This window comes from Candidatus Bathyarchaeia archaeon, assembly GCA_035935655.1.
GTDB lineage: Archaea > Thermoproteota > Bathyarchaeia > 40CM-2-53-6 > 40CM-2-53-6 > 40CM-2-53-6.
Genome location: DASYWW010000060.1, coordinates 81,842 through 104,745, shown reverse-complemented (window position 1 = coordinate 104,745; position 22,904 = coordinate 81,842). Strand labels below are relative to the sequence as shown.

Sequence of the window (22,904 nt, the reverse complement as noted above, 5' to 3'; positions counted from 1 at the left end):
GGGGCCGAGGCAATCCTAGAGCTTCAGTCCCGCTAAGCGCTCGTAAGCGACAACATACCGTTTACTCGTCTCCTCGATCAGATCCTTGGGGAGATCTGGTGGTCTAGGAGATGGCTGTCCGGCCTTCCGCGCCTCATCAAGGGTTTTCTTGAAACCGACCTTTGAAAGCCAGTCACGAATCAACTGCTTGTCATAACTCTCCTGGTTCTTGCCTGGAGAATAGTACTCCTTCGGCCAGAGGCGAAACTCGTCAGGCCCAATGGAGTCTGCCAGCACAATGTTGCTCTCTTCGTCGAACCCGAACTCCAGTTTGAGATCAGCAAGGATGAAGCCGGCCTTGTCCGCGCGCTCGGACATTTTCTTGTAGATGTTGAGACTATTATCCTTGAGCGCCGTAATCTCTTCCAGGTCCAGCCATCCCTCATTGACAATCTGATCAACTGTAACAGGCTCATCCTTCACGTCGGACTTGGTAGTCGGATCGAAATATGGTTCAGGAAGTTTGGCAGCGTTGATCGGCCTTACCGGTAAATTGACCTCTCCTTTGACAAGTCTCTCATAGAGACTACCGTAGAGATAACCACGGACAACACATTCAACTGGAATCATCTTCAGCTTCCGGACAACCATACGATTGGTATCTTCCACCCGCACCATATGATGCGGTACTTTCAGATAGTCGAACCAGTAGGCCGCCAGCTTGCAAAGCACTTCCCCCTTCCGGGGAATCGTCGAGGGCAGGACAATGTCATAGGCGGACACTCGATCAGTGAAAACGAACAATAGTTGCTCGCTGTTGAAATCGTAGATGTCCTTCACCTTGCCACGCTTGAACGGCACGGACGACAATCCGTTTTCGGACTCGCTAACGGGTTCCTGCATCTAGGCACGACCACCACGATATTGTTGGAGGTTCTTTGCAAGTTCTAAGTCGGAGAGCGCGAGTATCTCAGCGGCCAATAGCGCCGCGTTCGTTCCATTGTCCAAGCCCACGGTGCCGACAGGAACGCCTGACGGAAGTTGAATTATTGATAGAATAGAGTCGAGATTAAGCTTGCCTGAGACAGGGACCCCTATCACCGGCTTGTTAGTCAGGGACGCTACGAAACCAGGCAAGGCCGCGCTGAGACCTGCTATGGCAATGAACACATCGGACTTCGAAGCCTCTACATATCTGTCTAGCTCTTTGTGATTGCGATGACTAGAGAGAACCTTTGTCTCGAACGGAATGCCAAGTTTCTCAAACACCGTCTCTGCCTTCTTAGCGATCTCCCGATCGCTCTCGGACCCCATGAGTATGCTGACGTTTCTGGTCAAATGTGACACCGCACAACACGAGATTCCGTCACTACCGTGTTCACTGGTAAATCAAATTGATCCCGAGGAACACGATTCACAAGCTGCAGATTGAACGATAGACCAATCGAACGAACATGTTCCGGGAGTGTCTTGAGAACACGATCAAAATATCCTCTGCCCCAGCCAAGCCGGTAGCCCTCCTTATCCCACACAATACCTGGAACGAAAATTACGTCGACCGCGTCGAGGCTCTCGGGCCGTAGAAACTCCGTCTTGGGTTCGGGAATGTTGAAGCTTCCCGGCGCGAGCTCTATTCCGAGGTCTTTGATCTCGGAGAAGAATAGGTCAATGTCTCCTTTCTTTACAACGGGGATGAGGACCCGCTTGTTGCTGTCGAGCGCTCTTCGAATCAGCTGTCGAGTACCAACTTCGCTGTCCTTGCTGACATAGCAGGCAATCCCTCTCGCGCGAACATACTCGTGTAGGTGGAGAACCTGATCCATGATCTCCAGACTCTTCTGTTCAATGTCTCGAATTGACTGTCGATCTCTAAGAGATAGAATGTATCGTCGGAACTGTTCCTTCTCGACAGCAATCTTTGCTTCGGTCAAACTTTCAAGCCAATCTGAATACTCGCAGCCAGTACAGTGTTCTCAAGTAGACATGCCACCGTCATGGGTCCAACACCTCCCGGGACTGGCGTAATATATCCAGCGACTTTGTTGACCTTGTCAAAATCCACGTCCCCCCGAAGCTTCCCGTTAACTCTTGTCAAACCGACATCGATGACAGCCGAGTTGGGCTTCACATGGTCCACGCGAACCTGAAAGATCTCTTTTCCGACCGCGCTGACCAAGATATCAGCGGTCCGCGTCATCCCTGAAAGATTAGGTGTTTTGGAGTGGCAAACGGTAACCGTCGCATCTCGATTGAGGAGAAGGTTGGCGAGAGGCCTTCCTACCAGATTGCTTCGATTGATTATTACTGACCTGGATCCAGCGATTGAAACTTTGTAGAAGTTCAGGAGTTTGATAACGCCTTTAGGCGTGCAAGGAACTAGCTCCTCATGACCCGAGGCCAGTTTGCCCGCGTTGATCGGGTGTAGTCCGTCAACATCCTTGTACGGGATTATTCTCTCGACGACCTTTTCTTCATCGAACCCTAGCGGCAGTGGCAGCTGAACGAGTATACCATTGACCTTAGGGTTGGTGTTAAGCTGCCCGAGCAAGGCTTCCAGTTTATCCTGTGGCGTGTTCCCGGGAAGGTGGTGGCTCTCGGAGCTTATTCCAACCTCTTCAGCGGCCTTATGCTTGGCTCTGAGATAGGAAGCGCTCGCAGGATCGTCTCCAACCTGGACTGTGGCGAGGAGAGGCTTAGTGCCATGTCTTCCGAGTTGTTCGACGTGTTGGGCGACCTGTTTCTTCACCTCTCCAGCCACCAGTTTTCCATCCATTAGAATAGCTGTCAATTCTTGAAGAGAACCCTCCTCCCCTCTAACTTCAACTGATCTTCTGTGAGGAGTCGGATTGCTTCCGGAAGAATTCGGTGCTCTTCCCTAAGGATACGGTTCGAAAGCGTTTCCACGGTATCGTCGTCGCGGATCGCGACGGGCGCTTGGAGTATGATGGGGCCAGCATCAACTTCTTTGTTCGCGAAATGCACGGTGCAACCACTGATTTTCGCGCCGTGCTCAATTGCTTTCTTCTGAGGATCCAGTCCTGGGAAGGAGGGCAGAAGAGAAGGATGTATGTTGATGATTCGCATCCTGAAGAGATCAACGAACTGGTCAGAGATTATTCTGAAGTATCCGGCTAGGACGACGAGGCCCTTTTTGGTTGTGACGCCATGTGACTCGAGGGCTTTGATGGTATGCTGGTCATACTCCCAGCTTCTCTTTGGGACACCGTTGTCGTCTAGGGTGGCTGTTTCAACATGATGTTTCTTGGCTACATCAAGAGCCGGTGCATTGGGTCGGTTGCTGATTACAATCTTGACCTTACACTTGGTGAGATAGTGATTGTCGATCGCGTCTAGGACGGCGTCAAGGTTTGACCCTCGTCCTGAAGCCAAGACGCCAATCGGGACCATTCAGCTGGGCCTTTTCTGTTCTATATGCGTCTCTTCGAGCAAGGGTTGTGAAGGATCGACCCTGCCGATCCTCGGAACCCATTCCGTCCTACTTCCCAGAATCCCATGTTCTTCCCTGTACTTGTATATCCGACGAACACGTTCTGCTGAGTTCGTTCTCTTCTTCAGCAGGTCTTCTGTGCCTATGTCAGTTCGATGGTAGAGCCCCCATCCATCAGTAAGCTGAATACTCGAGGCTGTTTTCTCGATTTTAGCGCTGGCTGGGGGTAAAGTGTGGTCCATGGCCATCAGTGCCAGAAGGCGGGACCCGCCTGTGACCACTTGATTATCATCTTGGAGGTCAGCACTTCCCCAGAAGAGATAGCAGCCGTTTCGTTTGATATTGGTCTCAAAGACCTGGACGGGGTGGCCTTTCGCTTTGTCTCGTTTTTCGGGGTAGCCGTTTGGAGCAACGACCTTCACGACCACAGCGTCCTCGTTGGTGAATTCGAGCTTCAGCTTTGACAGTCGTCTTTCAACGATGGCCTGGAAGATGTCGATAATGTCTGTCTTGAGCATGGCAAGCATGTTGAGGGCCTCCGGATCGCCTAGCCTTGAGTACATCTCGATAATTGTGGGCCCCTCGTTTTCTGTCAGCATCATCTGTCCGCCGACCATGCCGTGATAGGACTTGCCGGTTTTTTCCTGGATTGCCTGAACGATTCCTTCGACGATCTTGAGCGACCTGTCGTATTCTTCGCCGGTGATGAACGGGAGTGTTACGTCAGGACCTGAGATGCTTCCCATTCCGCCGGTCTCGGGCCCGCTGTCGAATTCGTGAGCGCTCTTATTGTCTTGGACTAGGGGAGTGCCCAAAATGGTCTTACCATCTGTGAAACATTGGAGAGAATACTCGGGACCCCAGGCCTTCTCTTCGATCAGAATCTTGTCTGCGATGTCCGCGTACGAGGCCATGCTGGCCTGGAGTGAATTGAAGTAGGCTTCCTTGAAATGCTGCTTATCATCGTGAAGGTAGGCCTGTCGGTCTTCGATCAGCTTTACACCCTTACCCCCAGACTGACGCGCGGGTTTGATGACGATGTTCTGAAGCCAGGGTTGCGTCTCGATGTTCTTCCGGATATAGTCCGAGGCCTCTCGTGGATTCTTGAAGGTTCGAAAGAGCAGCTTGCCAGGGAGATTATTCTCCCATTGCAGGCGTCGGAGGTCTGCTTTCGACCTTTCTATGATCGAGAGCTCTTGGCTGGCCCCAATGCACTGGATACCTTCTTTTTCAAGTGCATCTGGAATGCCCTGGAAGCCAGGCTCCTCTGGTCCTACAACCACAATGTCGATTCCCCAGCCTCGAGCAGATCTGACGATCGTCTTTGGATCCGTCGTTCTGCCGACGCGTAGCTCTCCTTGGTTGTCTTTGCAGATCTTATGGATCCCCGGGTTCCGATTTTCAGCGACCCAGAAAATCTCCGGTTTGTGATCACTGAGACTCAACTTCCAAGTAAGTGCGTGCTCACGTGCACCTCCTCCCACACCCATTACTCTCATCGTTTCGCGCCTCCGTTCTCGAAGCAACGTGTACAGAGATTTTGTCTTGGAATGCCTATGGCGCGCTGGAGTTCATCCACCGTCATGAACGATATACTGTCGGCTCTAACATTATTCGTGAGTTCTTTCTCACTCAGGTTGCTAGAGATCAGTTCGTCTCTGGGCGGGATCTCAACTCCGTAGGGACATGATGAGACGAGGGCGGGGCTTCCGATTCGGACATGAACTTGGTGAGCTCCGTCGCGTTTGAGATTGACAATGGTATTTCGCAGGGTGTTTCCTCGGACGACACTATCGTCTAGCAGCACGACATCTTTGCCTTCGAAGGCGCTCTTGATTGGGTTAAGTTTGAGATGTACTCCTATGAGACGTTCCTTCTGTGATAGTTTGAGGGCTGCACGAATGTTCTCTCCTGTCCGCATGAATCCGGGTTCTTGGGGAAGGCCGGACTCTTGGCTGTATCCATTCGCAATTGGGAGGGCTGTCTCTGGAACACCAATGACAACGTCTGCTTTAGCTGGATGAGCTTTGGCTAGTTCTCTGCCAATTTTGTTTCTGATCCTGCCAACTGGGAGACCGTTGACTTTGCTGTCGAGCCTTGCTAGGTAGACGTATTCGTAGCTGCAGAACTTGCCAGCGTCGGCCGCGGGTGTGCCTCCGCGAATATCCTCGGGAGTGAATATGACGACCTCTCCGGTCTCGACGGGTCCAGTGTGGTCAATGCCCATGACGTCTAGAGCGCAAGTCTCTGACGCGACGGCTGCAATATCAAAACCAACACTCCCTGTTTCCATAGGTTTTACGCCCAGGGGATTTCTTCCTGTGATGAGTTCTTGTTTGTGCGTGAGGGCGACGAAGGAGTATCCGCCTCCAATCTTGTTGACTATCATTGAAGTTGCTTTGAGGGATTCCTTCTCGCTGTGGAGGAGCTGCGAAAGCTGGCGTGCGAAAAGTTTGGTGGCTTCGCCGCGGTCTTCGTGGAGATCTGTCTTTCCGTCAAGTGCCAGAACTAGCTCGTAGGGCGCTTTGACATGGACCAGATAATCGTCGGAGTAAGAGGATGTTTGACCGATTCCGATGAACCCCTTGGGAAGACTTGTCTTGCTTTTCTGGAAGAATTCTTCGACACCCCCTTTTCCTGCGAGGGTATGCAGAGTTTTTTCAGGTCCGATTGTTGCGAGACTGACGGATTCTTGTCCTCGTCCTTGGAGGGCGCTTAGCCCAAAGTGGATGAAGTGGGATGCGGTCCAGGTTTCGCGCCCTTCGCCAAAGGTGTAGAAGCCTACAAGGCCTGGCATTGCTGTGCTAGGCCTTCATTTCTTCCCGAGTTCGAAGCACAGGATCTTTCTTTAGACCTAGATACTGGCCGGTGACGCAGGCGAAACACATCTCGTCCTTTCTGAGGCCTATTCCTTCGCTGAGGCCGTTGAGATCGTTGTAGCCGAGCCCGTCGACTCCGATTTCTCGTGCGACTTTCTTGTTGAGCTCCGCAATATTGAGCGTCTCACCATCCGCCTTGTTCGCAAGCAATTCTTCCCTTGTCGGAAAATCGATACCCATGTAGCACGGATGTCTGATGGGCGGGAAGGTGACGACCATGTAGACCTTCTTGGCACCCGCGTCACGGAGGGATTGTACAATGTTTCTGCTACTGGTTCCCCGGACGATGCTGTCATCGACCACGATGACATCTTTGCCGTCAACGACTGGTTTGATGGTGATGATTTCGCGAACGATCTCTTCACGGCTCTTCGCTGTTGGCTCAATGAAGCTGCGAAGGCTTCCCTTTCTTCTGTAGCGGTCTTTCATCAAACCCTCCTCCATCGGTACCCCACTTTCTTCAGAGTAGCCAAGGGCTGCGGGTCTAGCGGAGTCGGGGACCGGAATGACAACATCGGCCTTGAACGGGTATTTGCGAGCTAGGACTCTCCCAAGCTGTCGGCGCACGTTGTAGACATAGTGGTCATCGATCTTGCTGCTGGGGTGACCGAAGTATGTGTATTCGAACGGGCAATGGTAATGGCGTGGAGACTCAGCGAATCTTGTTATTTTGAGGCCGTCTTTGGTCAAGCTAACAAGCTCCCCGGGTTGAATATCCCGGACAAAGTCGGCTTGGAGAGCGGTGAACGCACAGCTCTCGCTCGCTACGATATGGGTATCTGTGTCAGGATCGTATCCTAGACAGAGGGGTCTGTAGCCGGCCTCGTCCCGGGCCGCCAATACCTCGCCATCGTGAGTTATCATGACGAAACTGTAGGACCCGCTCAGCTCCTTGCTCAATTTGTGGAACGCACGCGTCCAGTCCTGTTCAGCACGGTAGTGTTGGAGGAGACGGTATCCGGCCAGCTTCGTGTCAGTTGTGGAGCCCAATATCGGAAATTCTTTCTGGACGACAGGCTCGAGATCTTCGGTGTTCGCGATCGTTCCATTCTGGGCGATGGCGAACTCGCCGCGAATGTCGAGCGGGTGGGCATTCTCTAGGGTCGTCCGTCCACGGGTCGAGTAGCGTACGTGTCCTATTCCACGGTTGCTGGTGAAGCTGAGAATCTTCTTCACATTAGTATCGGCGCCTTGGCCGATCAGGCCTAGGCCCTTGAGTATGGGTTCGCCGGGGACAGCTATTCCCCATGATTCTTGGCCTCGGTGCTGGAGGGCCGCGAGTCCTTTGACGATCCGTTCGGCGACGGGCTGGTTTTGCATGGAGTATATGGCCAGGACCCCACAGTGTTCTTTCACAGCGTCGCCTCCATTGCACGCGGGATCGTTTCAGACCAGGCCCTTGAGGCTTCAGCGACAGGGATCATGATGATGGATTGTCCCTTCGAGAGAAATTCGATCCCGTTGTCAGTAACAGTTCCGACCCTCGCAGCGGGTATTCCAAGTCGTTTGAAAGAGTTGACTATTCTAGTTGTGTTCCTGGGTTTTGTTTCGAGGACGAATCTTGATCTTGATTCTGAGAATAGTAGGGTGTCGGTTCTGCCCGTCTTGTTGGGAATCTTCTTGAGTTCAACAGTTATGCCTTTGCGACCTTGAACCGCCATCTCTGCCAGTGCAACTGCTAGTCCACCCTTGGAGACATCGTGGGCGCTTTCTACATGGCCGTTTCTCAGGATCCTCAAGAGTGATCGCAAGAGTATCTTCTCTTTCTTCAAGTTGACTCTGGGGACCTTGCCACCTGTGAGCTTGTGTATGTGTTCGTAGTATTCGCTTCCACCCATTTCACTGGAAGTGTTGCCGACGACGACTAGATCGTTCCCTTCTCTTCTGACAGCCTGCAGAATACGTGGAGTCTCTGACTCTACGAGACCTATAGCGGCGATGACGGGCGAGGGTTTGATCGCCTTGCCGCTGGTGGAATCTTCATTGTAGAAGCTGACCTTGCCACCAACGCATGGGACCCGGATAGCTCTGAGATAATTGGAGATGGCTCGAATTGCTTCCTTGAACGTCCAATAAACCTCGGGATTTCCAGGGTCTCCAAACTGCAGGTGATCGACAACCGCGACTGGCTCTGCACCACTAGCGATGAGATTGCAGAATGTCTCTGATACGACTCCCATAGTTCCATAGTAAGGATCTACATAGCATTGTTTGCTGTTGCCGCCGGTTGTGAGAGCTATGGAGCGTTTGTTGGGGAGACGTAACAGTGCAGAATCGGCCTGCCCAGGCTTGACGACCGTTCGGATTCCAACTTCGTGGTCATACTGACGGTATACCCATTCCTTGCTCGCAATCTCTGGGGTCGAGAGAAGTTGGAGGAGAGCCTGATCGAGATGGTCAGAAATGACCGGCTCGGGAACTTCAGCGATATCATCGAGATATCCTGGTCGCCTCGTTGATCTTGGTGAGAGCGGTGCTTCAGCGACAAACTTGGCGGGCGCATTAGCGGCAATCTCATTTCCCTGTCTGATGATCAGCAGATCTTCCTTGGTGACCCGACCTATTTTCGAGTAGCTCAGTTCCCACTTGTCAAGGATACTTGATAGCTTCTTCTCATCCCTTTCTCGGATTAGGAGGAGCATTCTTTCTTGCGATTCCGATATCATGATCTCCGCGGATTGCATGCCTGGCTCGCGTGTCTGGACCTTGTTCAGGTCAATTTCCATGCCTGTTCCAGCCTTCGCTGCAATCTCTGATAGTCCGCAAGCTAGGCCCCCACCTCCGAGATCTTTCATTCCCCGGAGAATGCCAGCATCAACTGCTTCTAGGATCGCTTCGATGATGAGTTTCTTGGTGAAGGGGTCCGGAACTTGGACGGCTGATCGTTCCGTCTCGGACTTTTCGGTGAGCGTCTTGCTAGCGAAGCTAGCGCCTCGGACGCCATCTCGTCCCGTTCTTCCTCCGACAAGATATACTAGGTCTCCTGGATTGCGTGCTTCGCCCAGGACTAGCTTGTCTTTTCGGCCGAGACCGACGCAAACTACATCGACGAGACAATTTCTCTCGAAGGATGGGTCGAACTCCACTTCTCCCCCGACGGTTGGGACGCCAATGCAGTTGCCATAATCGGCTATTCCTCGAACTACGTTATCGAAAAGCCAGCGGGTGTGAGTGCTTTCTATCGATCCGAACCTGAGCGGGTCGAGGAGGGCAATGGGACGTGTTCCTAGACTGAGAATGTCACGAACTACTCCTCCTACGCCGGTGGCTGCTCCGCCATAAGGATCAATGGCGCTGGGATGATTGTGTGATTCTATGTGGAGTGTTATAACCCAGCCGTCGCCAATGTCGATGACTCCCGCGTCGAAACCCGGTCCGACCAGGACTCTTGGCCCCTTGCTCGGTAGTTGTTTGAGGAGTGCTTTGCTGGACTTGTAGCTGCAGTGCTCAGACCATTGCGCTTCAAGCATAGCCCACTCAACCTCGTTAGGCTCGCGTTGGAGCTTCTTGACTGCGTATTGGACCTCCTCATAGGTGAGATTGGGCCTCTGCACTTCAACCAAGGTTAAACTTTGAGGCGCCTCAATGGCAGATCGGGTCATGGTGTTTGCTCCCTCCCTCGACTAACGAGGAGCGTCGCGCGAGAACCTGTAATTGCTCCGATTATGAAGGCGATGATGAACCCGGAAAGGCCGGCGAGGAGATATGCAAGGAGACCCGCCACGACTCCCGCGATGAGCCCTGCCACAAGGGCAGTTGCGCGCGGATACGTTCGCTTTTTGGGGGTAGATTCTTTTGTCAAATGTTATTGAATCTCCTCGTTCTTTTGCTCCTTTTTCGGAAGGATCAGGCCAACGCCTAATGCGATCAATATGAAACCGTAGAAACCGCCGAGAAAACCGACGCCTGCGATGTAGGTGACGGAGAAGAACGCAAAGAGTGAGATGATGCCGAGGGCGATGGAGAATATGCCTAAAACTAGACGGCGAATCGAGCGGGTCTGCTGGGTCAAATTACTCCTCTCCAAGAGAATGTTTGAGGGTCTCAGCCATTGAGTCAAAGATGATTCTACCATACGGATGATTGTCTGGAGATAGAATTGGGAGAGAGGCCCTCTCTGGGTGGGGCATGAGTCCCATAACGTTTCCTTCTTTGTTACATATTCCGGCGATGTTGTCTAGGGAACCGTTGGGGTTTGAATCCTCCGTAGGGATATCATTCTCGTCGACGTATCGTAGAACTATTTGCTTGTTCATTTCTAGTTCAGCGAGCTGGTCCTTGTCGAGATAGTATCGGCCTTCGTTGTGAGCGATTGGAATCCGCAGGATCTGTCCCTTGATGGCCTGTCTTGTGAACGGTGTTCTAGTCGACTCTACTCGCAGTCGTGTCCATTTGCATACAAATCGTAGGCCGGTGTTTCGGAGGACGGCACCGGGTAAGATTCCGGCTTCTACTAAAATCTGGAAGCCGTTGCATATTCCAAGGACTGGTTTGCCTTCATCTGTCGCCTCTCCGATAGTTTCTAGACTGGGGCTTGCGGCAGCTATTGCGCCAGCGCGGAGATAGTCGCCGTATGAGAAGCCTCCGGGAAGAACGTAGGCGTCATAAAGATCATTTTTCAGGTCTTTGTGCCATACAAGCTCTGTTGGGATCTTCACGATTTTCTGGAGAATTTCTAGCGCGTCTAGGTCGCAATTGCTTCCAGGGAACTGGACGACAGCGACCTTTACCATTATGCAGGGTTCCTAAAGTAGTGAATTTCGTCGCCTATTAAGCCCTTTTTTAACACGCTCGTGTCACCCTATCGATTGAAGAAATACGGGTCCGGATACCGATGGCACAATCAAATATCACTAGTCATTCTGGCACTCAAGGAAGTCTGCCCCGAGAGTACCAGCCTGGTTACCTTTCCGAACTAATAGAGCGATTCTCTGTGAGAAGCCTCACGCTGACTCCGAAGCAGAGATTCGACAAGAGAGCTGACGGAAGGACGCGGGTAGGTCGAACAGAGTTCGATCAAGTCGTCAAGACTTCTATCCTCGAGAGTGTTCGGATGGTAGGAGACGATTATCTTGACCTAATCCTCTCTTTCCTTCAGGAGAGAAACGGTATCAGGGACTTCGACCTAGAAGACGTAGACGCTGCCCTTGACTCCGTCTTCTCACGGTTCTCGATCGCCATCAAGCACGTCATAATGTTCCAGATCTGTTCCACCCTAAAAATCGAACCGCAAAAACTTCTGAAAACCTTGGAATGGACGATTCAAGAAATACGATCCAGCTGTTGGTAAATCGTGCGCACATTATTCACGAACCTGCAGTCTCACGTGAGTCCAGAACTCTTCAAGATCTACCTATCTCTAAAGATCTTCTGATGTGTCATGGGGACTAGTTCAAGATCAGATTTGAACCGGAGAGCTTAGCACCTTCTTCACTGCGTTCCTGTCCCTAAGCAGGTAGTAGGTTGAGTGCCTCGTTTTGAGGCTGACCTTGCTGATGCCCTCGATCACGAGCCTCATCAGCTTCGTGGGGTGAACCTCAACATCACTCCACTGCCAGCCCCGGTAGTCCGCCTCGTCTTCTCCCGATTTCTCATGAACCATGGCAAGCTTCAGGGTTTTCTGGTGCTCCGGAAACCGCTCCAAGAAAACCCGCACTTTCTCTTCCTCTGAGCCAGAGTCTAGAAGCTGAAACGATGAGAGGTATTGTGTCAGTATGTCTCCTTCGCCTAATTGAAAGAGACTGCGATCTCAATATTTCAATGATGCAACTACATTTGGTTGCAATTGTAGTCGAATAAGGTCAGGAGACCTGTTCCATTTCCATTAGGAAAAAACGCTTATAGGGACTTCTGGCAAATTCTTCTCGTCTTGTAACGGTTTGACAGAGATTACCACCACCCGCGCTCCGCACTCGAAATCAGTTGTCAGAAGCATTCGACTAGACGAGGATGTTGACAAGTCCCTTCACAATTACGCCCGGCAGGAGGGGATCAGTCTCAATTCCCTAGTCAATAGGGGGCTCCGAAGGTATGTTCTCTGGGACATTAACGCTTCACGGTTCGGTGGCGTCACCTTAGCTGGTGCCAGTCTCACGAGAATCATGAACTATCTCTCCGATGATGAAGTTCGGGAGTACGCCCAGTGGGTTGCCGATAACTCTGTGAGAGACTTCGTTACCTTCTTCTTCGGCGAGGTCACTCTTCAGACACTTCTGAAAGGGCTGCAACTCTTAGCAGCCTACGGAGGCCACTTCGAGTACGAGGAATCAACTAGCGGCCATGTTACGACTGTCGTCCTGAAACACGGGAGGGGAATGAAGTGGTCAATCCACTACGGAGAATGGGTGAGACTATCTGTCGAAAAACTTCTTGGGTTGAAGGTCGAGACAGAGAGGACCGAAAACCAGGTTATTTTTCGCTTTCCTCTACCGACGGGCAAAGAACTAGGAAACTTGGACGATAGTTCTAGGATTCGGCATTCTAGTATCGTGGAATCAAGACATTGAGAGCATGTTTTGCTAGGTCACTATCCTGACCTGGCAGATGTGCGCTGCGGGGTTGTAAATCCGGAGATCATCACAGAGTTTCCGAACAAGCTGCTTAGCGTCCTCCGCGGAGCTGGCTTCAACGTTCATACGCAAGAGCTTGCCGGCCCGAACGTTCGTCACTTGTGAGTAGCCTCCCTTGAGGATCAAATTGTGGTGAATCGTCTCCCCCTCAGGATCCCGAGCCAGTGGCTTATTCTCTACCACTACTTCTACAGTGAAATTTGGCGACGACATTGCAAATAGATTATTTCATGGCTCCCTTAATCTCTTATTTCGGACAGCCCCAGCAAGGGCCCGAAGAGTTGACATTCTAGCCAAGTTGGGCTGATTATAGTCTAGATGTTGTCTCACGAATTCCTGCCACGCGCCCATTCAAAGAGGTTGGGAGAACTCGACGCGTCAAACTGGAAGAACCTAGAATCTGGAAAGAATATTTCACGCATTGACCCGGCGATACGCGGGATTGTTTCATCGCTTAACGATAAGGGATACAAGACTTTCTCGTCTTGCAGCGGAGGCCACTGGGCAAATCTTCGACGGAGATTCGACCGTCACGAGAGCGGTTACATCGCCTTCTCGCCTCCATCAAGAGTTCCCTTCGCCCTCTATCTCGCCCTCCGTGAAAAGAATCAGGACTTCATGTTCGAAGCGGAAGCCGTGATACATGATGGAAACGGGGACAGAAGGGAGACGATCTACACCCAACTAGACTGGCAACTACTCGACCAGAGAAAACCAAACCTGAGATATTACGAGAACTTGTTCTCCGAAATACAGGACTCGATTGACAGTCTACCTCGATGGCAAGACGGTCATAAAGAGGTCTTGACAGGCCTCTTGGGAAAACCCCAGCTATCTGTAGGATCGAGGATCGTAACTGGCCAGATGAAACGATTCACACGTTAGACTGAAAAATTCTCAAACTTCGAATATTTCCGAGAGGGATTTAATGCCATGACGAGACTGTTACGACCGAAAGTTTAGCATTGACAACTTCCAGAATCAGTGGTCCATGAGCGAGTCAACGGGTTCTCTTTTACTTCTGGACAAGACCGCTGAACGGTTCCGCTACTTTGCTACCAAGATCTATGCCGATCGGTCACCGCTTTACATCAATCTCGCCCTCAGAGTTGCGGAGGACCCTGAACTCCTCAGGCTAGCAGCCGGCGCTCAAGAGAAAGCTGCTCTCCCCAACCTGTTCTTTGCCGCCGTGCATCTGTTGTTGCTCAAAGGCGAGCACCATCAGCTCGCCGCCTTCTATCCAAGCCTGAACAACTCCTCTCGGCACTACGACTACGTCTATCCGTACTTCCGTAGCTTTGTACTCGAGCATCCGGAAGATATCCGGGAGATCATGAGGACTCACTCTGTTCAGACGAATGAGGTTGGCCGCTGCGCTTTGTTGATTCCAGCGTTCGAACTTGTAGCGGCTCAAACGAAACGTCAGCCCTTAACCATGATTGAGATTGGTTCCAGCGCAGGACTCACTCTGCTATGGGACCAGTACCATTATTGGTATGGAGAGCGCTTAGAGTGCGGAGACCCGAACTCCCCAGTAAAGATCGAGTGCTCCCTTCGCGGAGAAAATCGTCCTCCGATACCAAGGCAATTGCCAAAGGTGGTCTCTCGAACAGGCATAGACCTTTCCCCCATCGACCTCAATGACGCCCAGAATGTTCTATGGTTGCGAGCTCTCGTTTGGCCTGACAATCCGAAACGAGCTAGACAACTGGAACCCGCCATCCAGGTTGCCAAGCAAGCTCCTCCCAGAATCATCAATGGAAATGCTTTCGACCTCCTACCCGACCTCATCGGGAAAATCCCAGACAAAGTACCATTGTGCATCTACCACTCGTTCACCCTCAGTCTGGCCAGCAAAGAACCACGTGAGAAGCTGCACTCACTCCTGACAAAAACATCTCAGAAGAGAGACATGTCTCTCGTCTGGATAGAGTGGCCCTCAGAGTCAGAAACCCCTCTACTAGGTCTGGCAAGATTCATTGACGGAGTAAGAACAGAGAAAATCTTGGCCCGGTGCCACGCACATGGAGAATGGCTAGAATGGATGAACCGCCCGGACTGAGTGATTCGAGTCCACTCCTTGCCCAGAGAAGATTCTCAAAGAGGAAGAAGGAAAGCCCTAGAGGCTCGTGGGCTCATACCGACTCACGAGTTTGGGAGCGAGATCCAGAAGTAGCGACCTGCCCCTGTTCCCTTTGTCCAGCCCGGGATTGAAGGCTGTTAGATCTACAACCTTGAGCTTGTCTGTGGAATGTAGCGCATGGAAGATCTCGAGAATGTCCTGACTGGACAACCCTCCTTGCTCGGGAAAATCCACTCCCGGCATGACAGATGGATCTAGAACGTCCACGTCGAGATGGGCGATGACCCAATCGCATGAGCCACCTAGAAATCTAGCGATCTGAAGGGCAGCCTCTTGCGCGCCCCGTTTCTTCAACTCTGCTGCCGGGAAGAGCTTGACAGAGCCACCGAGGAGTTCGTCCTCGCCCGGGTCGAGGGACCGCGAGCCAACATGGATGACATTCTTCTCGTCCAAAAGTGGTCTTTGGGACTCGATATCCGCGGTTAGTCTCGGGCCTTTGCCGCACGCGATAGCTAAAGGCATGCCACCGATGAAGCCTGATGGGCTTGTGTCTGGAATGTTGAAGTCGCCATGGGCATCAAGCCATACCATTCCCGGTTTTCCTTTGTAAACTGTTTTCAGCCCTGCGAGACTTCCCGGAACGAAGGCACAGTCACCGCCGAGGCAGAAGGTGATCCTGGACGAGGTGGCTTGCTCGGCGAGTTTGTCTCTGACCCTACGAGTTCCTTCCACGAATTCTTCAAAGTTCCTGAGGTTCTCAGGACCATGATCGCGTTTGATGGAAGGGCAATCGATGTCGCCGAGATCGATGAGTTCGCTGTCTGCGAGCTTTATTCTATGGACGATCCCTGCTCTCCTCAGACTCTTGACCGCGTCGCCCATACGCCGATATTTTGCCAGAGTATAGAACGGGATTCCGACGAACGATACTCCCAAGCTACTCCTACTCGTTCCTTTTGTTTAGTACCCTAAAGCGGAGTTTAGAGTGACGTGCCTCTTAAGGCTCGGCACTTTGCGAAGACAATCGACGGTCAATGCGCGAGACCATATTTGACGAGTCCTACAATGTGCGAGAGGTATTAGATGATGTCATTGAGCGAGTTGCCCTCCGCGAGAAGCTCCTAGGGACAGCGAAACAGTTCGCGGAGAAAAAGAGAGAAGACAAATTCACTTTGGCGATCAAACAATTTGAGAATCTCATGGTCGACTTTCTGCGCCTCTACCAGCCCATTCTCGATAGGCTGCGTAGTTATCGGGAGGGAATGCAGAAGGAGATTACAACTCTAAGATCGTCACTCGCAACGGTGAATGGAATGCTCGAAGTCTCAAGGGGCATCGAGGGACTAGCTCCAAGGATCCAGCAGCTGGAAGCAAACGGACAGGAGCTTGATGCTACTATCAATGAGAAGATGAAGATGGCAAACAAGATAGACGACTTGTTCAACAGGATCCGGCCTTTCCAAGGCGGAGCTCCCGGACCGATAGGTCGGGATTCTTTGTCTGACGTACTAGCGGGAATGCCTAAAGATCTCTTCCCAGAAGCCCCCGAGCCGGCGAACGAGAAGACCAGGAAAGCCGGCAGCCGAAACTAGAAACCAAACGACCCTTTCCCCATCTTCGACAATAACGGTTACAGCACTCCATTATCCGGCCGACTTTCCATACGACAATCGACAACATCCTTGGCGACGAGAAGGCAGATACATTCAGCGAGAGCAGTACACTCCTTACTCGACGAGGACCTTCGCGTCTCCACTCACAAGAGCATCATCAAGACGCTTGGACGACAATACACCGATGCGGCGCAATTCTTTGTCGAGCTTGTCGTCAACTCCTGGATGTGGGGAGAAGCAACAAGGGTCGAGATCAAGATCCCTGATTCCGGGTCCCATATCGAATACGAGGAATGGGGCCATGGAATGGACCTCGAGGGCCTGCGAGAGTTTCTCACCAAAGGAAAAACAACCGGCGAAGGTTTCTCGCCGAAATACAAGCGTCCGATTCGCGAGTCGTATGGGATGGGCAGTCTTGCCTGGCTGACTCTAGGCCGCGAGCTGGAACTCCAAGTCCACAAAGGACGGTTCGACCGGACAATCATGCTCACTGAGTCCCTCATCGATCGTCACTGGGCGCCGACTGACCAGTCCACCTGGAAACCCATGCGAGTCATTCAAGCACCGCTGAACCACGACGGGTTGAGAATCAGGATCAAATCGCTAACGAAGAAAACTGATCCCGGAGACGTCCGCAGGGCTCTGCTTGCTCGAGCGAACGTCCTTGCGTTGCGAGGATACGGACCGTTCGAAGTCTACGTTAACGGCGAGCCGGTGAAACCAGAAGAACTCCGCGGCGCAACGCTCCTCCCTGTCAACATTGCCACAGAATACGGGAAGATTACCGGCGAGGTCTTGATTCTTCCTATCTCAAAGACACGCGCTGGAATCTCTGAAGCAGGTATGAGCGTCCAGCAGAAACACATCACCTGTCTGCAACACCAGTTCTTCGGTCTCGATCAGTATCGAATTCATGGGCTGAACCGTATTCAGGGTTGGGTCAACGCCGACTTTCTAAGGCGACTGCCCGGTGGCAATGAGTTCGAACGAGACAGTGCACAGTGGAAAGTGTTTGAGAAGGCCATGCGGGGGTTTGTTCGGAACAGGGTCTACAAGTTCCTTAGACAGACAGCCAGCCGCAGAGAGCTCCGCAGCATACAATATCTGAATCGAGAAATTGCAGAGAGATTGAGGCGTAGTCTGCGGCGCAACATCGAGATACTCTCAAAAGCGATACTCAAAGCCAAGACAACGTCCAAGACCAGTCAGACGACACATAACGTGGCGAAAAAGGAAAACGGGTTGGGTCTCCGGAAAGGCCGAAAGTCGAAGACTCATCCTCGGGACGCCACGCGTAGCGTCATCCATCTGAAAGACCAGGTCCTCGCTTTCGACATCGCGCACGGAGGGGATCGGGGCCAGGCGTATGTTGAGACTGACAAGAATGGGGCTCGAACGGTTTTCGTGAACATGGATCATCCTATGTGGAACGTGGAAGCCAGTCTAACCCCCACTAAACTACGGTACTGCATCCGCCAGATACTCGAACGGTCGATCGCTGAAGACATACTGCCCGCGAATCCGTCGACACCTGAGGAAGCCTACTCAGTTCTAGACGCATTGTACAACGACGCTTTGGCCTAGCTTTCCTAGAAATCCATACGAGACAACGGCTCTTTCCATAGAACTTTATACTCAAGGCGCGGATAGCAAACTCGGTCATCATGCCCCAGAAGAATGGATCGTCTCCTTCCTCTCTTGCAGAGGTCTTGGAGAAAATGGCTGAGAAAGACTATGCGTTCAATTTCGATGTGACCATGGAGCTCGCAACTTCATCCTTGCGAGTTGGGACGGTAAGGGTCCATGGCAAGGTCGAGTCCGCGGCGCTCAAGAAGAGATAGGCTCCAATAACGAGGTCCGAATCCGTCCACCAGTCAGGGTGGGCCTTGACCGAGTAAGGCTTCTTTCTCGCAGTCAAAGCATCGATAGGTGCGCTCTGTCTTCCACTTTCCAGTTGGGTCGAGAATCTGTTTTTCCTGCGCGTTGAGTTCGCTGTATTCGAACTGGCCACCGCATCTGTCGCAAAGATGTTCCACTAAGATTACCATCTGAGCGGGCCTCGCATCGCTACTCATAAACAGTCGCTACTTGATCCCCGCAACACATTTACCGGGCGCGGTCTCTTCAACCATCAGCATTGTCATCCAGTTCGAATTCGGAGAAGAGTAAAAGGATAGAGCAGACGTTTGACGAGTTCAACGAGTCTTGGCTCGTTTACTGGAACGCCTACATCGAACTGCAGAATCAATTGTATGAGAGTCTGAAGACGGCGCGAGAAGTGACCTGGCTCGGCGCGACCGACTCCGCCAAGATGAGCGAGATCAATGCGGCTCAACGACAGTTGTTCTCGACCATGCCACGCCGGCTAGACTATGTGCCACTGGGACAGATCAACCGAAGTATGGATTACGCGCTCAGCAAGATCAACGAACTACTGGCAGCGCTTGTGTCTGAGAAGGAGAAGTGCAAGAGGCTGGAAGACGCGATAGACATCCTTACGGACAAGGCAAACAGGACGAAACAAGAGTTACAATCTGAGTCGTAGTCAGATAGATAGCTTCTCTACGCGGGCACCTGGATGCTCTTTCCCTCGTATTTGGTATAGAGATATTTCGCCGCAGGTATTCCTTGGATGGTTTCAACTTCGGCGTATAGAAGGCCTTCTTTCTTCAGGACTAAGAGCGTTTGATGGAGAAGCAGAGACCCGATTCCTTGTCTTCGATGATTAGGCGAGACAACTACTCCAGTGAAAAACCGGCCCTTGCCTGAGTTTTTCTCCGAGATTATCCCGTTGATCCCAACAATCTTCTCCTCCCTGTCGACAATCAAAAACTTCGCGCCCAGTCGTTTCGTAGAATCTAGAAACCATCTTGCGGCACTGTTCGGTGTCCATTTCTTGAGGTAATTCTCCCATGGAGAACCTTCCTCCTCTCTAAGACCTGTGTACCATACCTCAGCTACAGCTCCTATTTCGCCCTCTGAGGCAAGCCTGACTCGGATCCCTACAGGTTGATTGGATTCCTGGTTGTCGAATTTGGACAGATCCCATCGGAACACGCAATAGAAAGGACCGAAAGGAGACAGTTTCCTATTCACTCTCTTCCCGCCACGAGTTTCGTTCGGACATTTTCTTCTGAAGAGAAGTAACGACTTCTGTGAAATTGGCAACTGTAGTTGTTTGAATCTCCTGTTCCTTGCAAAGCTCCGCGAGCTTAGAATTTTTAATCGCGAATCTCAAGTCTGCGTTTCTCAGGGCCTGTAGATCCCATCGTCCATCCCCGATGTAGGCGACCGCTTCAGCCTTCGTCCTATAGTATCTGACGATGTCATCTTTGAAGCTAATTGATCGTTTGTCCTTCAGTTTGAGAAAGTCGAATTTGATGCCGGTTGGCATGCATTTCGCCGTTGCCGCGAACAATTCCACTTTGTCCATCAGATTCTCGCGCGTTAGAAAGTGTTTGATGACGAAGTCCAGACCTGCACTGACCACGACGAGCGGGTAGTGGTGTGTCTGGCAATATTCGGCTAAATTGTCGAAGCCGGATCTGAACTTGGTAACTTGATCGAGTTCCTTCAAGATCTGGGATTTTGACGCTCTTACCATTCCGCCCTGTCTTCGGAGGCATTCGTCAAGTGTGATTTCTCCCCTGACATATTGGTCATCAACAGCTCTCCAGTCGCCTTGACCGAGTTTCTCCACAACATTCTGGAACGTGTCATTGAGAGTAACTGTGCCGTCAAAGTCGCTTAGTACTGCGAGCTTCATTCCAAACGAGACTTCTCTACCTGACCAGCATTAGATAGATATTGAAAACAATGAGCTTGCAACAGGTTCGGAAAAGGTTCACGCAAAGCCTATCATGGCTAGCGATTTTCTTCATCCCATGAGCGAGCGTTTCACGGCTCGTGCTGCCGTGGAATTCTGGGCATCCCAACACGGCGTTTCGATCGACCGACTTGGACTGAATCCGATCGTTGTAGGTTCATGGGACCTCAAGACAGTAAAGTCTCTTGCCAAAACGGTCAAGGCAAAGCCTTCTCCATCGTGGTGGTGGGGGCCGCGGTTTCCGCTCTATGACGGAGAGGTCGGCGGTAGAAGGGTCTCGTTTGTGAACCTCCCGTTAGGGGCGCCTGCAACCGTCATGGTCATGGAAGAGTTGATCGCTTGCGGGGTACGAGTCTTCATAGGGCTAGGACTCGCTGGCAGCATTCAACCCGAAGCACCGATCGGTACTTGTTTCATTCCAACCTCATGTATCAGAGAAGAGGGAACCTCGCCGCACTACCTGTCAAGTGAAGAGGGGCTTCGCCCAGCTCAGCGCCTTGTGCGCGCGCTTGAGAAGGCGCGCTTGAAAAAGGGGATTGTCGCATACACCGGTCCTATCTGGACTACCGACGCGCCTTATCGGGAGCTGGTGACGACTATCGAGGAATATCGACTACGCAACGTCCTAGGCGTAGACATGGAAACATCCGCCATGTACGCGATTGGAGTCTATCGGAACATAGAAGTCTGCAACCTACTAGTCGTGAGCGATGAGCTGTGGAGAGACTGGAAACCAGGATTCGGACGCCCCGAGCTTAGAAATGCGTTGAAGCGGGCAGGGGAAGTGGTCTTGGAAGCAATCACAACCCTGCGGACATAAACGGGTTTCGGGAAACGATCCCAGTTATCTCCTCAACTCCTTGCGTTATTGAGCAAGGCTAGTTGCGCCTGTGCAAGACCGCAATTCGGGCACATGAAGACTCCAGAGCCCATTTCCGTGCCACAGCTCTGACAATATGTTATGATTGGAGTCGGACCCTTATTGGACCGTTTCCGTTCTTGTCTGATCAGGAGTGCAACAGCTAACGACACCAGCGCTCCGTATCCCACGACGACGGGTATGATGATGGAACGAATTATTCCTAGCAGTGGGCTGGGTGATGGCGTTGTCTTGTTGGTGGATGTAGACGGGCCCCGACCGGAGCTGGGTGGATTTGAGCCGGGATTGGTGGACGTGATCGGATTGTTTGTAAGAATCAGGGTCTCGTTGAGGCCCGACGGCCAGAGCGGAATCCATTCTTGGGCTTGAGAATCCAGATACTGCCAAGACCGGATGTCAATCGACACATTGTAATTTCCAGGTCTAAGACCAGATGGGACGTTTATGACCGAATTGTACGCTGTATACCCCTGACCAAAGGAGAAAGGCGTTTCGAGGGAGAAGTTGTATTTGCCGAAACTTGTCGAGATAGTTAGATTCGTGAACCTTATTGTTCCTGCTTCCGTATCGTTGATAGTTATCGGGATCGAGATCTGATAGCCAGGGCGTCCTGTTATTGGAGGGCTCGCGTCCAAGGTAGGATATACGACCGGCGTCAGTCCCGTTACCAACCCATGAGCACTAGCTACCTCGGCGGTACCATTCGAGGAGAAGTACTGGCCGAGAGATGCACTTAGTGAGACTGGTTGGGTAGTGTTGTCTCTGAAGAGAGAGAGTCCTGTGTTTGTATCCCATTCATCCATCCACATCCAAGCAGATGAAAGACCGGTTCCGATCGCATTGTACGTGACCGGGAGCCCGGCTCCGTAGTATGGACTACGATGGTATTGCTCAGTCATCAATCCTGAGAAAAACCCGTTCGGAGAGTCCAGCCTGGATTGAAGGCCGACAAAGATGGTGCCAAATGCTGTGTATGAGTGTGACGAAACTGCTCTGGTTTGCCAGTCCATGGCCTGCATCACGACGGACCCCGAGGAAAAGTTGAGACTGAGTAGTACAAGATCTCCTGCACTTACTGCCCTATTGAAGCTCTGGAGTCCTCCTCCACCGTTGGACGGATCAATGGAAAAACCGTTGGAATCGAAGACTTCATAGTTCATGCTGAATCCCGAGTTTACCGCACCTGACGTGAGTGGCCAATTGTAGGAGAGACCAACTTGGTACCAATAGCCGGAATCTGTCAGACCGTTGACCAGATACCCGGGGCCGACGTTGTCGGGACCCGTAAACGCGACAGCCGTCACGTTGAAGGCTAGTTCTGAAAAATTCTGCGTGAATGTGACACCGACCTGCTCATCATAGGGAACGGCCGAAGCGACCGAGGCCGAGCGAAGAGCTTGACCGCTAGACCGATAGGAGCCCAAGGGAGAACCGCTTACAGACTGCTGCGAATAGTGATTCAGCGGATTGCCAGATAGAGCGAGACTGAGGATCAACGGAAACAGCAAGAGCCCTCTGGATTTCGGACGAATCAGGGGACTAACGAAGCGGATCATGCGTTTTTCCCAGAGGCAAGCTAAGGCCGAGGTTCGAACTATCGTTTTCCGAAGCAATAGACTTTGGGGCT

At 51.9% G+C, this 22,904-nt stretch carries 28 protein-coding genes; 9 read left to right on the top strand and 19 right to left on the bottom strand.

Annotated features, from left to right (window positions below):
• Positions 1–15: 15 nt before the first annotated feature.
• The 12 genes from purC to purQ are packed head-to-tail and all read right to left on the bottom strand — an operon-like array spanning position 16 to position 11,039.
• Positions 16–882, bottom strand: a complete 867-nt coding sequence (gene purC / locus VGS11_11685) for a phosphoribosylaminoimidazolesuccinocarboxamide synthase (protein ID HEV2120745.1) — start codon at positions 880–882, stop codon at positions 16–18.
• The gene (gene purE, locus VGS11_11680) at positions 883–1,326 is read right to left on the bottom strand and encodes a 5-(carboxyamino)imidazole ribonucleotide mutase (GenBank protein HEV2120744.1); all 444 of its coding nucleotides are present in this window, start codon (positions 1,324–1,326) and stop codon (positions 883–885) included. It lies immediately after the preceding gene.
• Positions 1,314–1,910, bottom strand: a complete 597-nt coding sequence (locus VGS11_11675) for a 5-formyltetrahydrofolate cyclo-ligase (protein HEV2120743.1) — start codon at positions 1,908–1,910, stop codon at positions 1,314–1,316. The genes purE and VGS11_11675 overlap by 13 nt, the downstream gene beginning before the upstream one ends.
• Complete coding sequence (locus VGS11_11670; protein HEV2120742.1) at positions 1,907–2,767, bottom strand: bifunctional 5,10-methylenetetrahydrofolate dehydrogenase/5,10-methenyltetrahydrofolate cyclohydrolase; 861 nt, start codon at positions 2,765–2,767, stop codon at positions 1,907–1,909. The genes VGS11_11675 and VGS11_11670 overlap by 4 nt, the downstream gene beginning before the upstream one ends.
• Complete coding sequence (gene purN / locus VGS11_11665) at positions 2,764–3,387, bottom strand: phosphoribosylglycinamide formyltransferase (GenBank protein ID HEV2120741.1); 624 nt, start codon at positions 3,385–3,387, stop codon at positions 2,764–2,766. The genes VGS11_11670 and purN overlap by 4 nt, the downstream gene beginning before the upstream one ends.
• On the bottom strand, positions 3,388–4,926 hold the full coding sequence (gene purD, locus VGS11_11660; protein HEV2120740.1) for a phosphoribosylamine--glycine ligase: 1,539 nt from the start codon (positions 4,924–4,926) through the stop codon (positions 3,388–3,390).
• Positions 4,923–6,224, bottom strand: coding sequence for a hypothetical protein (locus VGS11_11655; GenBank protein HEV2120739.1), 1,302 nt, complete (start codon positions 6,222–6,224; stop codon positions 4,923–4,925). Before VGS11_11655 ends, purD begins: the two co-directional genes overlap by 4 nt.
• A gap of 7 nt (positions 6,225–6,231) precedes the next feature.
• Complete coding sequence (gene purF, locus VGS11_11650; GenBank protein HEV2120738.1) at positions 6,232–7,662, bottom strand: amidophosphoribosyltransferase; 1,431 nt, start codon at positions 7,660–7,662, stop codon at positions 6,232–6,234.
• Positions 7,659–9,860, bottom strand: a complete 2,202-nt coding sequence (purL, locus tag VGS11_11645) for a phosphoribosylformylglycinamidine synthase subunit PurL (protein HEV2120737.1) — start codon at positions 9,858–9,860, stop codon at positions 7,659–7,661. The genes purF and purL overlap by 4 nt, the downstream gene beginning before the upstream one ends.
• 44 nt (positions 9,861–9,904) lie before the next feature.
• Positions 9,905–10,108: a hypothetical protein gene (locus VGS11_11640; GenBank protein HEV2120736.1), complete on the bottom strand. Its 204-nt coding sequence runs from the start codon at positions 10,106–10,108 to the stop codon at positions 9,905–9,907.
• A 3-nt stretch (positions 10,109–10,111) separates the two neighbouring features.
• On the bottom strand, positions 10,112–10,318 hold the full coding sequence (locus VGS11_11635; GenBank protein ID HEV2120735.1) for a hypothetical protein: 207 nt from the start codon (positions 10,316–10,318) through the stop codon (positions 10,112–10,114).
• 1 nt (position 10,319) lies between these two features.
• Positions 10,320–11,039, bottom strand: coding sequence for a phosphoribosylformylglycinamidine synthase I (purQ, locus tag VGS11_11630; protein HEV2120734.1), 720 nt, complete (start codon positions 11,037–11,039; stop codon positions 10,320–10,322).
• Between the two features lie 200 nt (positions 11,040–11,239).
• On the opposite strand from purQ, the gene VGS11_11625 reads away from it, so the two are divergent.
• Entirely contained in the window at positions 11,240–11,596 is a 357-nt protein-coding gene (locus VGS11_11625; protein ID HEV2120733.1) for a hypothetical protein, read from the top strand.
• A 108-nt stretch (positions 11,597–11,704) separates the two neighbouring features.
• Here VGS11_11625 and VGS11_11620 read toward each other — a convergent pair whose 3' ends face one another.
• Complete coding sequence (locus VGS11_11620; GenBank protein HEV2120732.1) at positions 11,705–11,962, bottom strand: hypothetical protein; 258 nt, start codon at positions 11,960–11,962, stop codon at positions 11,705–11,707.
• A 223-nt stretch (positions 11,963–12,185) separates the two neighbouring features.
• Here VGS11_11620 and VGS11_11615 point away from each other — a divergent pair, with 223 nt between their 5' ends.
• Positions 12,186–12,812 (top strand): hypothetical protein, encoded by a 627-nt coding sequence (locus VGS11_11615; GenBank protein ID HEV2120731.1) that lies wholly within the window; start codon positions 12,186–12,188, stop codon positions 12,810–12,812.
• Between the two features lie 12 nt (positions 12,813–12,824).
• On the opposite strand, the gene purS is transcribed toward VGS11_11615, so the two are convergent.
• The gene (purS, locus tag VGS11_11610) at positions 12,825–13,088 is read right to left on the bottom strand and encodes a phosphoribosylformylglycinamidine synthase subunit PurS (protein HEV2120730.1); all 264 of its coding nucleotides are present in this window, start codon (positions 13,086–13,088) and stop codon (positions 12,825–12,827) included.
• Positions 13,089–13,193: 105 nt separating this feature from the next.
• Between purS and VGS11_11605 the strand changes: the two genes are divergently transcribed.
• On the top strand, positions 13,194–13,760 hold the full coding sequence (locus VGS11_11605; protein ID HEV2120729.1) for a hypothetical protein: 567 nt from the start codon (positions 13,194–13,196) through the stop codon (positions 13,758–13,760).
• Between the two features lie 106 nt (positions 13,761–13,866).
• A complete protein-coding gene (locus tag VGS11_11600) occupies positions 13,867–14,937 on the top strand; it encodes a DUF2332 domain-containing protein (GenBank protein ID HEV2120728.1) in 1,071 nt (356 codons plus the stop codon).
• Between the two features lie 57 nt (positions 14,938–14,994).
• Here VGS11_11600 and VGS11_11595 read toward each other — a convergent pair whose 3' ends face one another.
• Complete coding sequence (locus VGS11_11595) at positions 14,995–15,894, bottom strand: arginase family protein (GenBank protein HEV2120727.1); 900 nt, start codon at positions 15,892–15,894, stop codon at positions 14,995–14,997.
• Positions 15,895–15,992: 98 nt separating this feature from the next.
• On the opposite strand from VGS11_11595, the gene VGS11_11590 reads away from it, so the two are divergent.
• From VGS11_11590 to VGS11_11580, 3 genes are all read left to right on the top strand, one after another.
• The gene (locus VGS11_11590; GenBank protein HEV2120726.1) at positions 15,993–16,550 is read left to right on the top strand and encodes a hypothetical protein; all 558 of its coding nucleotides are present in this window, start codon (positions 15,993–15,995) and stop codon (positions 16,548–16,550) included.
• A gap of 90 nt (positions 16,551–16,640) precedes the next feature.
• Positions 16,641–18,155 carry a hypothetical protein gene (locus VGS11_11585; protein HEV2120725.1) on the top strand — a complete coding sequence of 505 codons (1,515 nt, stop codon included), beginning with the start codon at positions 16,641–16,643 and terminating at the stop codon, positions 18,153–18,155.
• A gap of 80 nt (positions 18,156–18,235) precedes the next feature.
• Positions 18,236–18,412, top strand: coding sequence for a hypothetical protein (locus VGS11_11580; protein HEV2120724.1), 177 nt, complete (start codon positions 18,236–18,238; stop codon positions 18,410–18,412).
• A gap of 33 nt (positions 18,413–18,445) precedes the next feature.
• Here VGS11_11580 and VGS11_11575 read toward each other — a convergent pair whose 3' ends face one another.
• Positions 18,446–18,619 carry a hypothetical protein gene (locus tag VGS11_11575; protein HEV2120723.1) on the bottom strand — a complete coding sequence of 58 codons (174 nt, stop codon included), beginning with the start codon at positions 18,617–18,619 and terminating at the stop codon, positions 18,446–18,448.
• A gap of 89 nt (positions 18,620–18,708) precedes the next feature.
• Here VGS11_11575 and VGS11_11570 point away from each other — a divergent pair, with 89 nt between their 5' ends.
• Positions 18,709–19,116, top strand: a complete 408-nt coding sequence (locus tag VGS11_11570; GenBank protein HEV2120722.1) for a hypothetical protein — start codon at positions 18,709–18,711, stop codon at positions 19,114–19,116.
• A gap of 17 nt (positions 19,117–19,133) precedes the next feature.
• Here VGS11_11570 and VGS11_11565 read toward each other — a convergent pair whose 3' ends face one another.
• Together VGS11_11565 and VGS11_11560 are read right to left on the bottom strand one after the other, a co-directional pair.
• Positions 19,134–19,667, bottom strand: a complete 534-nt coding sequence (locus tag VGS11_11565) for a GNAT family N-acetyltransferase (protein ID HEV2120721.1) — start codon at positions 19,665–19,667, stop codon at positions 19,134–19,136.
• Positions 19,660–20,337 (bottom strand): HAD-IB family phosphatase, encoded by a 678-nt coding sequence (locus VGS11_11560; GenBank protein HEV2120720.1) that lies wholly within the window; start codon positions 20,335–20,337, stop codon positions 19,660–19,662. Before VGS11_11560 ends, VGS11_11565 begins: the two co-directional genes overlap by 8 nt.
• 118 nt (positions 20,338–20,455) lie before the next feature.
• On the opposite strand from VGS11_11560, the gene VGS11_11555 reads away from it, so the two are divergent.
• Positions 20,456–21,217, top strand: a complete 762-nt coding sequence (locus tag VGS11_11555) for a nucleoside phosphorylase (GenBank protein HEV2120719.1) — start codon at positions 20,456–20,458, stop codon at positions 21,215–21,217.
• A gap of 32 nt (positions 21,218–21,249) precedes the next feature.
• On the opposite strand, the gene VGS11_11550 is transcribed toward VGS11_11555, so the two are convergent.
• Positions 21,250–22,833, bottom strand: a complete 1,584-nt coding sequence (locus VGS11_11550; GenBank protein ID HEV2120718.1) for a hypothetical protein — start codon at positions 22,831–22,833, stop codon at positions 21,250–21,252.
• Between the last annotated feature and the right edge of the window lie 71 nt (positions 22,834–22,904).

Excerpts from the sequence above, each read along its gene's own strand:
- VGS11_11590 (HEV2120726.1), top strand. The coding sequence starts at position 15,993 with ATGCGCGAGACCATATTTGACGAGTCCTACAATGTGCGAGAGGTATTA.
- VGS11_11575 (HEV2120723.1), bottom strand. The coding sequence starts at position 18,619 with ATGGTAATCTTAGTGGAACATCTTTGCGACAGATGCGGTGGCCAGTTC.
- purD (HEV2120740.1), bottom strand. The coding sequence starts at position 4,926 with ATGAGAGTAATGGGTGTGGGAGGAGGTGCACGTGAGCACGCACTTACT.
- purQ (HEV2120734.1), bottom strand. The coding sequence starts at position 11,039 with ATGGTAAAGGTCGCTGTCGTCCAGTTCCCTGGAAGCAATTGCGACCTA.
- VGS11_11555 (HEV2120719.1), top strand. The coding sequence starts at position 20,456 with ATGAGCGAGCGTTTCACGGCTCGTGCTGCCGTGGAATTCTGGGCATCC.
- VGS11_11605 (HEV2120729.1), top strand. The coding sequence starts at position 13,194 with ATGTTGTCTCACGAATTCCTGCCACGCGCCCATTCAAAGAGGTTGGGA.
- purC (HEV2120745.1), bottom strand. The coding sequence starts at position 882 with ATGCAGGAACCCGTTAGCGAGTCCGAAAACGGATTGTCGTCCGTGCCG.
- VGS11_11600 (HEV2120728.1), top strand. The coding sequence starts at position 13,867 with ATGAGCGAGTCAACGGGTTCTCTTTTACTTCTGGACAAGACCGCTGAA.
- purN (HEV2120741.1), bottom strand. The coding sequence starts at position 3,387 with ATGGTCCCGATTGGCGTCTTGGCTTCAGGACGAGGGTCAAACCTTGAC.
- VGS11_11580 (HEV2120724.1), top strand. The coding sequence starts at position 18,236 with ATGCCCCAGAAGAATGGATCGTCTCCTTCCTCTCTTGCAGAGGTCTTG.
- VGS11_11550 (HEV2120718.1), bottom strand. The coding sequence starts at position 22,833 with ATGATCCGCTTCGTTAGTCCCCTGATTCGTCCGAAATCCAGAGGGCTC.
- VGS11_11560 (HEV2120720.1), bottom strand. The coding sequence starts at position 20,337 with ATGAAGCTCGCAGTACTAAGCGACTTTGACGGCACAGTTACTCTCAAT.
- VGS11_11655 (HEV2120739.1), bottom strand. The coding sequence starts at position 6,224 with ATGCCAGGCCTTGTAGGCTTCTACACCTTTGGCGAAGGGCGCGAAACC.
- purS (HEV2120730.1), bottom strand. The coding sequence starts at position 13,088 with ATGTCGTCGCCAAATTTCACTGTAGAAGTAGTGGTAGAGAATAAGCCA.